14 protein-coding genes are annotated in these 13737 nt (G+C 66.9%); 11 read left to right on the forward strand and 3 right to left on the reverse strand.

Annotation, left to right across the window (positions count from 1 at the left end):
- Window positions 1-13: 13 nt before the first annotated feature.
- Window positions 14-709, forward strand: coding sequence for a hypothetical protein (locus tag Q4G50_RS00670; RefSeq protein ID WP_303375701.1), 696 nt, complete (start codon window positions 14-16; stop codon window positions 707-709).
- Between the two features lie 156 nt (window positions 710-865).
- Here Q4G50_RS00670 and Q4G50_RS00675 read toward each other — a convergent pair whose 3' ends face one another.
- A complete protein-coding gene (locus Q4G50_RS00675) occupies window positions 866-1702 on the reverse strand; it encodes an HAD family phosphatase (RefSeq protein WP_303375702.1) in 837 nt (278 codons plus the stop codon).
- Between the two features lie 391 nt (window positions 1703-2093).
- Here Q4G50_RS00675 and ssd point away from each other — a divergent pair, with 391 nt between their 5' ends.
- Genes ssd through Q4G50_RS00710 form a run of 7 tightly spaced genes read left to right on the forward strand, consistent with a single transcriptional unit; the run spans window position 2094 to window position 6384 of the window.
- A complete protein-coding gene (gene ssd / locus Q4G50_RS00680) occupies window positions 2094-3167 on the forward strand; it encodes a septum site-determining protein Ssd (protein WP_303375703.1) in 1074 nt (357 codons plus the stop codon).
- Entirely contained in the window at window positions 3164-4303 is a 1140-nt protein-coding gene (locus tag Q4G50_RS00685; protein WP_303375704.1) for a TadA family conjugal transfer-associated ATPase, read from the forward strand. The genes ssd and Q4G50_RS00685 overlap by 4 nt, the downstream gene beginning before the upstream one ends.
- A complete protein-coding gene (locus tag Q4G50_RS00690; protein WP_303375705.1) occupies window positions 4300-5058 on the forward strand; it encodes a type II secretion system F family protein in 759 nt (252 codons plus the stop codon). The genes Q4G50_RS00685 and Q4G50_RS00690 overlap by 4 nt, the downstream gene beginning before the upstream one ends.
- Complete coding sequence (locus Q4G50_RS00695) at window positions 5055-5627, forward strand: type II secretion system F family protein (protein WP_303375706.1); 573 nt, start codon at window positions 5055-5057, stop codon at window positions 5625-5627. The genes Q4G50_RS00690 and Q4G50_RS00695 overlap by 4 nt, the downstream gene beginning before the upstream one ends.
- Window positions 5628-5636: 9 nt before the next feature.
- On the forward strand, window positions 5637-5822 hold the full coding sequence (locus Q4G50_RS00700) for a DUF4244 domain-containing protein (protein ID WP_303375707.1): 186 nt from the start codon (window positions 5637-5639) through the stop codon (window positions 5820-5822).
- Entirely contained in the window at window positions 5819-6091 is a 273-nt protein-coding gene (locus tag Q4G50_RS00705) for a hypothetical protein (protein WP_303375708.1), read from the forward strand. Before Q4G50_RS00700 ends, Q4G50_RS00705 begins: the two co-directional genes overlap by 4 nt.
- Window positions 6091-6384, forward strand: a complete 294-nt coding sequence (locus Q4G50_RS00710; protein ID WP_303375709.1) for an Rv3654c family TadE-like protein — start codon at window positions 6091-6093, stop codon at window positions 6382-6384. The genes Q4G50_RS00705 and Q4G50_RS00710 overlap by 1 nt, the downstream gene beginning before the upstream one ends.
- On the opposite strand, the gene Q4G50_RS00715 is transcribed toward Q4G50_RS00710, so the two are convergent.
- A complete protein-coding gene (locus Q4G50_RS00715; protein WP_303375710.1) occupies window positions 6344-8728 on the reverse strand; it encodes a DEAD/DEAH box helicase in 2385 nt (794 codons plus the stop codon). The two genes, Q4G50_RS00710 and Q4G50_RS00715, sit on opposite strands and share 41 nt — an antisense overlap.
- A gap of 274 nt (window positions 8729-9002) precedes the next feature.
- Here Q4G50_RS00715 and Q4G50_RS00720 point away from each other — a divergent pair, with 274 nt between their 5' ends.
- On the forward strand, window positions 9003-9206 hold the full coding sequence (locus Q4G50_RS00720; RefSeq protein WP_040084711.1) for a cold-shock protein: 204 nt from the start codon (window positions 9003-9005) through the stop codon (window positions 9204-9206).
- Between the two features lie 115 nt (window positions 9207-9321).
- Here the strand turns inward: Q4G50_RS00720 and Q4G50_RS00725 are convergent, their stop codons facing one another.
- Window positions 9322-9921: a DedA family protein gene (locus Q4G50_RS00725; protein ID WP_303375711.1), complete on the reverse strand. Its 600-nt coding sequence runs from the start codon at window positions 9919-9921 to the stop codon at window positions 9322-9324.
- 197 nt (window positions 9922-10118) lie between these two features.
- On the opposite strand from Q4G50_RS00725, the gene topA reads away from it, so the two are divergent.
- Window positions 10119-13073 (forward strand): type I DNA topoisomerase, encoded by a 2955-nt coding sequence (gene topA, locus Q4G50_RS00730; protein ID WP_303375712.1) that lies wholly within the window; start codon window positions 10119-10121, stop codon window positions 13071-13073.
- On the forward strand, window positions 13074-13691 hold the full coding sequence (locus Q4G50_RS00735) for a lysoplasmalogenase family protein (protein WP_303375713.1): 618 nt from the start codon (window positions 13074-13076) through the stop codon (window positions 13689-13691). It begins immediately after the preceding gene.
- The last annotated feature ends 46 nt before the right edge of the window (window positions 13692-13737 follow it).

Genomic DNA, 13737 nt, shown 5'->3' on the forward strand with positions numbered 1-13737 from the left:
TATCGTAGTGGATATGTCCGCGGCTGACCCTCTGCAACCCCTCCTGGCTCTCGGCGACGTCGCCTCCCTGGCGGACTCGGCGCGCCGGGCCGTCGCCGCCGTCCACCGGCGACCCGTCTCACTACGTCGCGCGGAGGTCACCGGCTCCGAATCCGTGCTGCGCGGTGCCCGCACATCCGCGCTTATCGACGATCCCACCATCCGCCTCACCGACCCCGCCGAAGGGGCACTCGGGGCGTCTATTTCAGTCTCCAGCATGCTGGCCCCCGACTCACTGCAGTCTTCCGCGCGGGTCTTCGGGCGCGCACCGCTGCAGATACTGGCCCGCATGTCCGTCTCCGCCGGGGGTGGCGGCCGACCCGAAGGCTCACCCGAACGGCTACAGCGACTGGCTGCCCTCGTGTCCGGAGGTGTCGCCCACGATGTCCTGTTGCCACAGGTCGTCCACGCCGAGATCCTCGGCCACCGGCTGTTCGGGGAACGCTCCGGACTCATCTCGCGTGCGGCGGGGCGGCTGGCGGCTGTCAGCTCAGGCTTTGATCCGCGCGGACTCGCCGTTCCCGAGCCCTACCTCCTGCGCCACCGTGCGGCGTACGTCGCGGCTGCGGAAGCCTGGGCGGAGGGCAGTGCCGTGGAGTTCCTGGAGCTGTCGCTGCGGTCCTGGATCGCGGGCGCAGAGGAAGCCGAGGCCATCGCCCGCGCGCTGTAGCGGGTGCGGGGTGTTCGGGCGGGCTGCGGGGCGGTTCTGCGGGGCGTTTCTACGTAACGTCAGACGGGCAGGTGGTCTTAGGTGTGGTGGGTTGGGCGTAGTGGGGTGGGGGTGTCTGACGTTTGGTAGACCCGTCGGTGCCCTAAGTGGAGTGCCTTAAGCGGAGCCGCGACGTCCGCGCTGTGCCCACCAGATGCCGCCGGCCGCTGCGGCGGAGATGACGGCGACGATGGAGGCGCCGATGCTGATCTCGCGTGGGGAGGGCATCTGGAAGAGGGGGACGGGGTCGCGGAAGGTGCGGATGTCCCACCCGTTCTCCAACGCGGCCTTCTTCATTGCGCGGTCGGGGTTGACGGCGACCGGGTTGCCGACTGCCTGCAGCATGGGGATGTCGGTGGCGGAGTCGGAGTAGGCGTAGCTGTGGGCGAGGTCGTAGTCGTTGTCGTGCGCGAGGTCGGTGATGGCCTGTGCCTTGGCCTCGCCCTTGCAGAAGAAGAGAACTTCGCCGGTGAAGCGGCCGTCGCGAACCTCGAGTTCGGTGGCGACGACCTGGGTGATGCCGAGTTCCTCGGCGATGAGGTCGACGAGGTGGGAGGCGGAGGCGGAGATGATGATGACATCGTGGCCCGCGTTGCGGTGGAAGGCGATGAGTTCGCGGGCTTCTGCGTAGATGGCCGGGGTGACCACGTTGTGCATGGTCTCGGATGCGATCTGGCGGACTTTATCTACGGACCAGCCTGCCACGAGGGAGGCGAGTTGGTCGCGGGTGGTGTCCATCTGGTCGCTGGACTGTCCGGCGATCATGTAGCTGGCTTTGGCGAGCGACATTTGCAGGGCCTCGGAGGTGGTGATGAGGCCGTTGTGCATGAATTCACGTCCGAAGGCGAAGGCGGAGGACGTGGCGATGATGGTCTTATCCAGGTCGAAGAAGGCCGCCACGCGCGGGGAATCCGCCGTGGTGGCCGACTGCTGCGCAGGGGACCCAGAGTTCATGAGGTCTCAGTGTAGCCCTCCATCCTGAGAAAAGTAAGATGCCAGTGTTTCTGGTGGGGCAACTGTGACTAGTGTGACAGTCGGAAGCTGGCATTTTGGGCGCCTAGCAAGCACTTTCGAGAAATCTGCTTCTCGGTGTTGTCATGCGCGTGTTGATGTGCCATAATTTCTTGTGCAAGGCCCCGATATACAGTGTGGCCTGCCCCGGCAATCCCCCCCGATGCCGGGTTACAGACGGCCCGCGCACACCCCCCCCGAGGCGCGGGCCGTCCCTTATTTTCCGGATACTTCTCCACAGGCTAGGCGCTGATATGTCAACAATGTCGGGGGTTATCCACAGGCTGGCGGGCTGGCCCTTGTCGTCGGTCTTGGACGCGGTCATCCTGAGGTCATGACCAGCACGTTCATCCTCGTCGCCGTCGGAGACCCCGTCATCCATCCGGAAGCCATGCACGTTGCCGCAGCCACCGGCCACGGCATCGTCGACACCATGGATCCCCGCGAGATCACTCGCCTTCTTCCCCGCGCTCATTCGGTGCTTATCGACGCCGACACCGCCGGCCATGTCGCCACCCTCGACCGGCGGCCCGGCATTCATTTCCTCGCCCCCGACCCTGGTCCCGTCGATTGGCAATCTGCCCTGCGCGGACACGCAGAGAACGCTTATGTGCTTCCCGCCCAGGCCCCCGAACTGTTAGCCACTCTCGGGCATGCGAGCGCTGCCGGTGAGGATCGACAAGCGGTGGACATGGGGCCCGGCACCGTGATCGCTGTGTGCGGATCCTCGGGAGGGGCCGGGGCCTCAACCCTGGCGGTAGCCGTCGCGCGGGTTGCCGCCCGTTCGCACCCGGTGACCATTGTTGATGCTGACGCACTCTCGGGTGGTCTCGATCTGCTTCTGGGGTTGGAGGATGATTCCGGGGTGCGCTGGCCGGAACTGCAGCTGGGGGAGGGGGCGGTGGCGGGGTCGGATATCCGCGCGGTGCTGCCGACCACGGGTGACGGGATCGCGTGCCTGTCGGCGGCGCGGAGCACCATCGCCGACCCTTATCGGCTCACCCCGCAGTTACTGGCTCCGGTGCTGCAGGCGCTGTCCCGGGAATCGGGTGTGACCATCGTCGACTTCCATCCCGCCGGTCCGCTTGCCGATGTCGTCGTCGAGGCCAGCGACCGAGTGGTCATCCTCATCCCCTGCGAGGTTCGTCCCGCAGCCGCGGCAACCCGACTGTGTGCCGACTTCATCTCCCGGCGCGCGGCTGTCACCACGATCGCCCGCCAGCGTTACTGGGCGGGTTTGTCTGCCAGCGATGTTACCCGGATCACCGGCCGCGAAGTCATCACCTCGCTCAGCACACTGCAGGGGATCCCCAAGCTTTCGGAGCTCGGTGGCCTGCCGGAACGGCTGCCCGGCCCTCTGGTCACCACCGCCCGCCTCGTGCTGGAAGACGCGGGGGTGACACGATGAATGACCTGTTGGAGAAGGTGCAACGCCGTCTCGTCGAATCATCCCGCACCGCGTGCGACGCCACGGAGCTAGTCCGCCTCATCCGGGAGGAGGCCGGGGTTATCTCCGACGTCGATGTTCTGGATGTGCTGCGCCGCTTACGCCATGACTCCACCGGCATCGGGGCCCTGGAGGAACTGCTTGCGGTCGAGGGGTTGACGGATATCGTCGTCAACGCTCCTGATCAGGTCTGGTTCGATCGGGGGCAGGGCATGGAACGCTCCCGGCTGGCCTTCCGCGATGACGCGGAGGTCCGGCAGCTCGCCACCCGGCTGGCCACTGCCTGCGGCCGTCGATTAGATGATGCCCGACCTTTCGCCGACGGGCGCCTGACCCGCGAGGACGGCACCATCATCCGGCTGCACGCCCTGTTATCCCCGCCCGCCGCCGAACACCCCTGTCTCAGTCTGCGGATCCTCCGTCCCGCGACGACGACGCTGGAGGAACTGACCGACCGGGGGACCGTCGATAAGCATATTGCACATCTGCTGCGCGGAATAGTGCGCCACCGGCGTTCCCTGCTGGTCGTCGGCGGAACCGGGACCGGTAAGACGACGCTGCTGGCGGCGTTGCTCGCCGAGGTCGCACCCCACGAGCGGATCGTGTGCATCGAGGACACCGCCGAACTGGCGCCACCCCACCCTCATGTGGTCACGCTCGTCTCCCGCGGCGCGAACATCGAGGGCACCGGGGATATCACCATGTCCGACCTGCTGCGCCAGGCGCTGCGGATGCGGCCCGACCGGATCGTCGTCGGAGAGATCCGCGGGGCGGAGGTCGTTGACCTGCTCGCCGCGCTCAACACCGGCCACGATGGTGGGGCCGGCACTATCCACGCCAACACCCTCGCCGAAGTACCCGCCCGCCTCGAAGCTCTCGCCGCCCTCGGTGGGCTCGACCGCGCAGCGCTGCACCCGCAGTTCGCGGCGGCAGTCGACGTCATCATCGTCATGCGGCGCCTGCCGGACGGTCGGCGCATAGTCGAGCAGATCGGTCGCGTCGACAACACCGCCCAACCGGAGCTGATATGGGATGCCACCCGCGGAGAACTGCCCGGCTTCGCTGAGCTCGCGCGGGAGGTGGGGGTGACATCGTGACTGCTCTGCTTCTCATCGCCACCCACCTGGTACTGCCGACACCCGCCCCCGCGACACGTATTCAGCCAGGTAGCCGACCCCGCCTCACCGCGCTCCCACTGCTCGGGATCGGCCTGCTCTTGCTCGTGCTGGGCAACCTCACCGCCACCGTGGCCGGTCTCCTCGCCGCGGCGGCTGCCACCTGGGTCATCCGGGATGCCCGCAGCCGCGCTCTCACCCGCCGCCGTGAAAAGTGCACTGCTGCGTTCCTCGGTCACCTCGTCGGCGAACTGCGCACCGGACACTCCATGACCGTCGCCGTCGACCACGCCGCCGAGCACCTGCCCGCCGAGACACCTCGTGACCTGGCAGACACTCTCCTCGTGGTGCGTTCCCACGTCCACCGCGGCATCTCCGGCGCGGCCGCCCTCGACGATGCCCCACCAGAACTGGCTCCCCTCGCCGCGCTCTGGCGCCTCGCCGACCGGCACGGACTACCCCTTACGGCCCTGGTCGCCCAAGCTCAGACGCGTCTCGACGCCCGCCTCCGACACCGCGACACCACCACCGCCACACTCCAGGGGCCCCAAGCCACCGCCGTCATTCTCACCCTGCTCCCGTTGGCCGGCATCGCGATGGGCACCGCGATGGGAGCCGACCCGGTCGGATTCCTCACCGGGGGAGGCCTCGGCGGTGTGCTGCTCGTCCTCGGCACCGCTCTGGCGGCCGGTGGTTTCGTGTGGGCCCGCCACATTATCGGGAAGGCGGCGGCATGAGCCTTATCTTCCTCGCACTCATCCTGCTCATCCCGCCCCCACAGCCCTTGTCCCGCCTGCCAGCCCGCGGTCCGAAGACGCCCCGGGATGGGCCCGCCCCCCGGTGGCGTCGACAAGCACCACCCGACCACCTCGCCATCGCCGCCGACCTCGACCTCTACGCCGCGTGCCTGCACGCCGGGCTCAGCCCGGCCGCGGCCAGCGCCGCACTCGTCGACGTCGGCACCGAACCCACCACCCACCACGCGTGGCGCACCGTCGCCGCCTTGCTGGCCATCGGGGTTCCCGCCCAGCGGGCCTGGGCGGAGGTGGCCGAGGTGCCTGGGTTACAGGACCTGGCCGCCCTGGCGACCATGTCCGAACGCTCCGGTGCAGCCATGTCGCAGGCGTGCGAACGCATCGCGACCGGGCTGCGCGACTCCGCCACCGCCCAGGCCACAGCCCGGGCAGAACGCGCCGGAGTCCTCATCGCCCTACCTCTCACCCTCTGTTTCCTGCCCGCCTTCCTCGTCCTGGGCCTGGCCCCCGTGGTCATCAGCCTGGGCACCCAACTACTCGTCACTCACTAGGAGAAACACATGACCATCTACCGCCACCTTCGCACCACCCTCGCCGACGACACGGGCATGAGCACCGTGGAATACGCCATGGGGTCCATCGCGGCCGCCGCGCTCGCCGCCGTCCTCTACGCCGTGATCAACGCCAACGCCGTGGTCTCCGCCATCGAGGACATCATCACCACCGCCCTGAACTCCACGCCATGACCACCATCGAGGCGGCGCTCGGCATCGGCAGCCTCATCACCGTGTGCGGGCTCATCATCGCCGGCCTCGCCACCATGACCGCGCACCTCTCGGCGGTCGACATCGCCGGGGCGGCGGCCCGGTCCCACGCCATCGGCGTTGACTACCGGCCCACCCGGGGCGCGGTACATGTCACCGAACATGCCGGTCTGGCAACCGCCACCGCCAGTGTGCCCTCCCCATTAGGAACACGCCGCCATGAGGCTGTTTTCCCCGTGGAGGTGCCCTGATGCCCACGCTGGTCTCCGCCGGGGCGGCGGCCGCGCTCCTCAGCCTGGCCGTCGTCATCGTGAACCTATCCGGGCAGGTCAGCGCCCATCATCAGGCGCAGGTCGCTGCCGACCTCGCGGCGATAGCTGCCGCCACCGCGGTGTATCACGGAAAGGATGCCTGCCCCGCGGCGGAGGAGACGGCGGGGAGGAACGGGGCGTCGATAAGCGGATGCCGGATAGTGGGCGCCGACGCCACCATCACCGCCACCATCAGGGGACAGGAGGTGACGTCGACGGCGGGCCCGGTGTAGCACCCGTCATGGTCACCAGCGTGCCCAGCAACTTGAGGGCCCCGGCCTTGTCCAGCGGATTGTTGCCGTTGCCGCACTTCGGCGACTGCACGCACGACGGGCAGCCGGACTCGCAGGCACAAGAACGCACGGCGTTAAACGTCGCTTCGATCCACTCCGGGAAGCGGGCGAAACCCTCATCGGCGAAACCCGCGCCCCCGGGGTGACCGTCGTAGACGAACACCGTCGGCAGCATTGTGTCCTGGTGCAACGCGGTGGATACCCCGCCGATATCCCAACGATCGCACGTGGCGATCAACGGCAGCAGGCCGATCGCCGCGTGCTCCGCAGCATGCAACGTGCCCGGGATATCTCCCGCGCTGACCCCCATCGCCTCCAACGCCAGGGGATCAATGGTGTACGCCACCGCCCGGGTGAGCAACGTCTGCTCTGGCATGTCCAGCGGAACATGATCGGCGGTGGTGCCGTCGGCCAGCTTAACTATGTATCCGGTCACCCGATCCGTCACCTCCACCTCGACGCTGGCCACCCACAGGCCGGGGGAGTAGTTGAGCAGCTCAACTGGGTCCCCGAGGATGCGGATCGACGTCTCGGAACGGGCGATCGTCGAATACTCCGGTACCTCGGGACGCGCGAGAGCGATGTGCTCATCGAAGTCGAGCTCCTCAATGACGAAACTCTCCCCCTGATGCAGATACACCGCGCCGGGATGGACCTGCGCGGCCGCCCGGGCCGCATCGATCGTGCCCAGAAGGCGCCCGTCGGAGACATCGACAATGAGCATCTCTTCGCCGCTACCACCCCGCAATTGGACATGGGCGTGGGCGGTTTCGGGGGTGAGGGGGGCGTCGAGAAGCGGGGTGGGAAACCACCCACGCGGACGTTTGCGCAGGTAGCCGGACTCGGTGAGTTCGGCGACGACGCTGTGCGCACCGAGAGCGTCGACATCCGCCACGGACAGGGGTTTCTCCACGGCCGCGCAGTACACATGCCCCCGCAGCACATAAGGGTTATGCGGGTTGAACACCGTGCGCTCCACCGGGCGGCCCAGCAATGCATCGGGGTGATGGACGAGGTAGGTGTCCATCGGTTCATCGCGGGCCACGAGCACCACAATCGACCCCTGCCCGCGACGGCCCGCCCGGCCCGCCTGCTGCCAGAAACTGGCGACCGTGCCGGGGAACCCAGCGGTGACCACGGCGTCGAGGCCACCGACATCAATCCCCAGCTCCAGGGCATTGGTGGTGGCCACCCCGAGGAGTGTGCCGTCGTCGAGCTGGCGCTCCAGGAGCCGCCGGTCCTCCGCCAGATAACCCGCCCGGTAGGCGGCGATGCGGCGGGCGAAATCCGGTCTGCCCAGCGAGGACAGCTCCTCCATCGTGCGCAAGGCCACCTGCTCCGCCGAACGCCGAGAACGCACGAACGTCAGCGTGCGGGCCCCCTCCGCCACGAACGTGGCCATGATGCCGGCGGCCTCCGTGGTGGCGGCACGGCGCACCGGGGCACCGTTTTCACCCTCGATCCCCTCCAGGAACCCCGGCTCCCACAACACCACCGTCCGCGCGCCGGTGGGGGCACCGTCCTCCGTGACGGCTGTGACGGGGCGGCCGATGAGGGTGGAGGCATGCGCGGCCGGGTCATTGGCGGTGGCGGAGGCCAGAATCACCGTCGGCCGCGCACCGTAGTGCTCCGCCAGGCGCAGCAGCCGACGCAACACCAGGCCGACGTGCGCGCCGAAGACGCCGCGGTAGGTGTGGCACTCGTCGATGACGATGAAGCGCAGGTGCCGCAGCAGGCGCGCCCAGCGCTGATGGTGTGCCAGGACGGAAACATGCAGCATGTCGGGGTTGGTAAAGACAAAACGGGAGGCGTCACGGATGCCGCTGCGGGCCTCGGTGGGGGTGTCTCCGTCATAGGGGGCGGGGTGGATCGTGCGCAGGCCATCGATCGCCCGCGTCAGCGCCGACACCGCCTGCAACTGATCCGAACCGAGGGCCTTCGTCGGCGTCAGGTACAGGGCGCAGGCGTTGGGGGTAGCGGCCAGAGCGGAGAGGATCGGCACGAGATACCCCAGCGACTTGCCGGAGGAGGTGCCGGTGGCCACCACCACGTCTTCGCCCCGCCAGGCATGCTCCGCGGTGGCGGACTGGTGGCGAAACAGGCGGGAGATACCTTCTTCAGAAAGATGCTCGCGCAGGCCGGGGTGCACCCACGTCGGCCACGGGCCGTACTGGGCGGTGCGCGGTTCCTGCACGGTGGAATATGTGCAGGTGGAGGTGGGGAAGCGGTGGGTAATGGCGGCGGCGAGTTCGGCGCCGAGGAGGTTTCCGGAGGGCCCAGGCATCGTCAATGTGATCACCCCTGTATGTGGGAGAAGTCAGGGTGATTTCCCGCCCTGAAACGTCGTTAGACTATCGCGGCGGACTAATTCGTGACACACTGGGTGCCGGTCGCTGTTTCTGTGCGTTACGTTTACGTGCTCGCAAGGGATTTATACGCGAGCACCCGAATCACCGCTCCACACCTGGGGATGGTGGTCCATCGGGGGTTCGATACGACCCGGCTGTCGGCATATGTCGGCGCCGTACCACCTCCACATCAAGAAATAGGTTTTTAACATGGCACAGGGAACTGTGAAGTGGTTCAACGCTGAGAAGGGCTTCGGCTTCATCGCTCCGGCCGATGGCTCCGCTGACGTCTTCGTCCACTACTCCGAGATCCAGGGCTCCGGCTTCCGTACCCTCGAGGAGAACCAGCAGGTCGAGTTCGAGATCGGTGAGGGCGCCAAGGGCCCGCAGGCGCAGGCTGTTCGCCCGCTCTAAGCCTCACACCGAGCACTTCAAGGAAGCTTCTTGGCCCTCGGGCCAAGTGACAAGTTTTCTCGCAGGACCGTCCACCCGTGTCACGGGAGGGCGGTCATTGTTGTTTTTGTGGTGCTTATCGACGCCCCGTCCACCGCCGCTGTCCCCATTGGATGAGGGTGCCCACCAGCCCGCCGAAGCTGATGCCCACCACCACGCCGAGCAGTGGGTATTCGGAGAAGTACCACCCGCCGGCGTAGCCGATGAGGGTGGCCAGCAGGGCCCACAGCACCACGCCGATGGTGTCGTAGAGGAAGAACCACCGCCAGGGGTAACGGACGGAGCCGAGCATGATGGTCATGAACCAGCGCGCCCAGGGAATGAAGCGGGCGATGATGATGGTGGTGGCGGCGTTGCGGCGGATGTTCTCCCGCACCCAGGTAATAGCCCGGCCGCGGGAGGTGTCGGCGGGAGTACGCTCCACGATCCCGATGAGGCGGGTGCCCAGCAGGTAGCAGATGTTATCGCCGATGATGGCTGCTGTGATGGCCACCCCGATGATGCCGCCCAAGGCGGGGACACCGCGTGCGCCGGACCAGGTGCCGGCCAGGGTGAGGACGGCTTCGCTGGGGATGAGGGGGACCAGGGAATCTGTCACCACCAGTGCGGCGAGCACCGGGTAGAACGCCGGCAGGGTGAGTAGTGTTTCCACCCAGGTGATGAGCAGCTCGGTCATTCCCGCCACGTTAATGGCATATCCGGTCATGGAATACGGGGTCCGGCTGTGAGAAAGCTGCGAATGGGGTGGGCACAGGAGGGCCATTAAATACTGTGTAACGTGTTGTCCAGACCCCGGGTTCGGCTAAAGTCTCCCGGAAGGACGGTTTTGTCCGGAAAAAGTGGCACCAGCTAGATGAGAGGGAAGATCCCCCAGTGGCAGAAGCTAAGGGATCAGGGAAAAAGACCCTGGTCATTGTGGAGTCGTCGACCAAGGCGAAGAAAATCCAGCCGTACTTGGGAGGCGACTACATCGTCGAGGCCTCGGTCGGACACATCCGCGACCTGCCCCGCGGTGCCGCGGACGTGCCTGCCAAGTATAAGAAGGAACCCTGGGCACGCCTGGGCGTGGACACGGAGAACGGTTTCGCACCGCTGTACGTCGTCAGCCCGGACAAGAAGAAGAAGGTCGCTGACCTCAAGTCGAAGCTGAAGCAGTGCGATGAGTTGCTGCTGGCCACAGACCCCGACCGTGAGGGTGAGGCCATCGCCTGGCACCTGCTCGAGGTGCTGAAGCCCTCCGTGCCGGTGCGGCGCATGGTGTTCAACGAGATCACCAAGCCCGCCATCCTCGCCGCCGCGGAGAACACCCGTGAGCTGGACGCGGATCTCGTCGATGCCCAGGAGACCCGTCGTATCCTCGACCGTCTCTACGGCTACGAGGTCTCCCCGGTGCTGTGGAAGAAGGTCATGCCGCGTTTGTCGGCGGGTCGCGTGCAGTCGGTGGCCACCCGCGTCATCGTGGAGCGGGAGCGCGAGCGCATGGCGTTCATTTCCGCCGAGTACTGGGACCTGTCTGCCGAACTGGATACGGGCAAGGATGGCAACGACCCGGAGAACCCACGAACCTTCCAGGCGAAGCTGTCGACGATTGACGGCCAGCGCGTCGCCCAGGGGCGTGACTTCGATGATCGGGGACGTCTCAAGGGTGAGGCGGTGGTCGTCGATAAGCAGCAGGCTGAGGCCCTGGCGGAAGCTCTGCAGGGCGCGGACATGCAGGTCACGGGTGTGGAGGAGAAGCCCTACACCCGCCGTCCCTACGCGCCGTTCATGACCTCGACCCTCCAGCAGGAGGCCGGGCGCAAGTTGCACTACACCTCGGATCGCACGATGCGTATCGCGCAGCGCCTGTACGAAAACGGTCACATCACCTATATGCGTACCGATTCGACCTCGCTGTCCGAGCAAGGTCTGTCCGCCGCGCGGCAGCAGGCGAAGGAGCTCTACGGCGATGCTTTCGTCGCGGATTCGCCGCGCCGTTATGACCGTAAGTCGAAGAACTCCCAGGAGGCGCACGAGGCGATCCGCCCCGCCGGCGAACGTTTCGCCACCCCGGGTGAGCTGCATGGACAGCTCGACGCGGAGGAGTTCAAGCTCTATGAGCTCATCTGGCAGCGCACGGTCGCGTCCCAGATGTCGGATGCGAAGGGCACCTCGCTGAAGGTGACCATCGCAGGTACCGCCCAGACGGGTGAGGTGGCAGAGTTCTCGGCAACCGGCCGTACCATTACGTTCCCTGGTTTCCTGCGTGCCTATGTCGAGACCACCCGCCAGGCTGATGGCCGCGACGTCGCCGACAACGCCGAGAAGCGCCTGCCGAACCTCTCCGAAGGTGACGCGCTGACCGCCACGGAGATCACCGCCGACGGCCACTCCACGAACCCACCGGCCCGCTACACCGAGGCCAGCCTGGTGAAGAAGATGGAGGACCTGGGTATCGGTCGTCCGTCGACGTATGCGTCGATCATCAAGACCATCCAGGACCGCGGTTATGTCCTGCCCCGCGGCAACGCGCTCGTGCCCAGCTGGGTGGCTTTCGCCGTGGTCGGCCTGCTGGAAAACAACTTCACCCCGCTCGTGGACTACGATTTCACCTCCTCCATGGAGGATGAGCTGGACAACATCGCCGCCGGTGAGGAGGACGGCACACAGTGGCTGACCGGCTTCTACTTCGGCGACGCCGAGGCTGATGACAACACCGCCGAGTCCATCGCCCGTCACGGTGGCCTCAAGGCCCTGGTCGGTGAGAACCTTGAGCACATCGACGCCCGCGCCGTGAACTCCCTCCACCTCTTCGACGATGAGGAAGGTCGTGCTGTCTTCGTCCGCGTCGGTCGCTATGGCCCCTACATCGAGCGCAAGGTCGGGGAGAAGGACGGCGAGCCGGAGTACCAGCGCGCCAACCTGCCGGAGTCGACGACCCCGGATGAGCTCAACCTGGAGCTCGCCGAGAAGCTTTTCGCCACCCCGCAGGGCGGCCGTGAGCTGGGCGAGAACCCCGCCAACGGGCGCATGATCGTGGCGAAGGAGGGCCGCTACGGCCCCTATGTCACCGAGGTTGTGCGTGACGATGAGCGGGCCACCGCCGAGGCCGCCGCCGAGAAGGTCGTCGCGCAGGAACGTGCCGAGGAGGACGCGCAGCGTGCCGCCGATGGCATGCGCGCCAAGAACTGGGAGACCAAGACCGCGGCCGCCCAGAAGGAAAAGCGCATCAACGCGCTCGTCGAGGAGAACCTCAAACCTGGTACGGCTTCCCTGTTTTCCACGATGGAGCCCGCGACGGTCACCCTCGAGGAGGCCCTGCAGCTGCTCAGCCTGCCGCGCGAGGTGGGTGTTGATCCGGCGGACAACGAGATCATCACCGCCCAGAATGGCCGCTACGGCCCGTACCTGAAAAAGGGCAGCGATTCCCGATCCCTGGCCAGCGAGGACCAGATCTTCAGCATCAGCCTCGACGAGGCGCGTCGCATCTACGCGGAGCCGAAGCGCCGGGGTCGCGCCGCCGCGCAGCCGCCGCTGAAGATGCTCGGCGACAACGATGTCTCCGGCAAGCCGATGTCCGTCAAGGACGGTCGCTTCGGCCCGTATGTCACCGACGGCACCACCAATGCCTCCCTGCGTAAGGGCGATTCCCCGGAGACCATCACCGACGCCCGCGCCAACGAGCTGCTGTCGGAGCGCCGCGCCAAGGAGGCCGCCGACGGCGGTGCCCCGAAGAAGGCGTCCAAGAAGGCAGCTAAGAAGTCGACCAAGAAAACGACCAAGAAGAGCACCCGCAAGGCTCCCTCCCCGGGCACCAAGCGCGTGATCAAGGCCGGCCGCAAGAAGTAGATGCGGTGGCTCTACTGGCTGGCGGGCGGCGCCTACGCCGCCTCCCGGCTGCTGGGTTCGCGCCGTCTACAGGCGGTGTCGAAGCCGGCGGTGGTTCCATTGCTTATCGACGCCCCCCTCACCGCCCCCACCCCCGAGCGTGAGATTGGCCTGGTGGGACTGGCTGGTGGGTGGGCTGGCGATCTGCTGCTCATGCGGCCCGGGGGCCTCCGAGCCGGGGCGAGCGCTTTCGCGGTGAACCAGGCGGCCTACCAGTGGTTATTGTGGCGCCGCGGCGCGCGTTTCCGGATGGCGCCGGTGGTGTTGCGGGCGGTGCCTTTTGCGGCAGCTACCTGGTTCGGGCGCGGTCACCTTAGCCTGGTGGCGATTTATGGCGGGATGGTTACTGCCACCTCGGCGCTGGCCGCCGATCCTGCGATGCGCGGGAGGGGACTGGCCCTGGGCGGGAATCTGTTTTTGCTGTCGGACTCGCTCATTCTTCTCCGTCTGCTCCTTCGCTCCGAGGGCTCCCGCTCTATCGCGCGTGGGCTGGATCTGGCGGTGGCGCTGACCTATGTTCTGGCGCAGCGCATGCTGGTGGATGGCCTGGTAGGCGGCGTTGAACAGCGGAAACACTGAACTATCAAGAAGTATCGGGCCGTATCGAGTTTTTCAGATACGGCCC

It is taken from the genome of Corynebacterium sp. (assembly GCF_030538285.1).
Classification (GTDB): domain Bacteria; phylum Actinomycetota; class Actinomycetes; order Mycobacteriales; family Mycobacteriaceae; genus Corynebacterium.

What these genes read in the sequence shown, in the direction of transcription:
- Q4G50_RS00670 (WP_303375701.1), top strand. Translation starts at nt 14, where the DNA reads ATGTCCGCGGCTGACCCTCTGCAACCCCTCCTGGCTCTCGGCGACGTC.
- Q4G50_RS00675 (WP_303375702.1), bottom strand. Translation starts at nt 1,702, where the DNA reads ATGAACTCTGGGTCCCCTGCGCAGCAGTCGGCCACCACGGCGGATTCC.
- ssd (WP_303375703.1), top strand. Translation starts at nt 2,094, where the DNA reads ATGACCAGCACGTTCATCCTCGTCGCCGTCGGAGACCCCGTCATCCAT.
- Q4G50_RS00685 (WP_303375704.1), top strand. Translation starts at nt 3,164, where the DNA reads ATGAATGACCTGTTGGAGAAGGTGCAACGCCGTCTCGTCGAATCATCC.
- Q4G50_RS00695 (WP_303375706.1), top strand. Translation starts at nt 5,055, where the DNA reads ATGAGCCTTATCTTCCTCGCACTCATCCTGCTCATCCCGCCCCCACAG.
- Q4G50_RS00700 (WP_303375707.1), top strand. Translation starts at nt 5,637, where the DNA reads ATGACCATCTACCGCCACCTTCGCACCACCCTCGCCGACGACACGGGC.
- Q4G50_RS00705 (WP_303375708.1), top strand. Translation starts at nt 5,819, where the DNA reads ATGACCACCATCGAGGCGGCGCTCGGCATCGGCAGCCTCATCACCGTG.
- Q4G50_RS00710 (WP_303375709.1), top strand. Translation starts at nt 6,091, where the DNA reads ATGCCCACGCTGGTCTCCGCCGGGGCGGCGGCCGCGCTCCTCAGCCTG.
- Q4G50_RS00715 (WP_303375710.1), bottom strand. Translation starts at nt 8,728, where the DNA reads ATGCCTGGGCCCTCCGGAAACCTCCTCGGCGCCGAACTCGCCGCCGCC.
- Q4G50_RS00720 (WP_040084711.1), top strand. Translation starts at nt 9,003, where the DNA reads ATGGCACAGGGAACTGTGAAGTGGTTCAACGCTGAGAAGGGCTTCGGC.
- Q4G50_RS00725 (WP_303375711.1), bottom strand. Translation starts at nt 9,921, where the DNA reads ATGACCGAGCTGCTCATCACCTGGGTGGAAACACTACTCACCCTGCCG.
- Q4G50_RS00735 (WP_303375713.1), top strand. Translation starts at nt 13,074, where the DNA reads ATGCGGTGGCTCTACTGGCTGGCGGGCGGCGCCTACGCCGCCTCCCGG.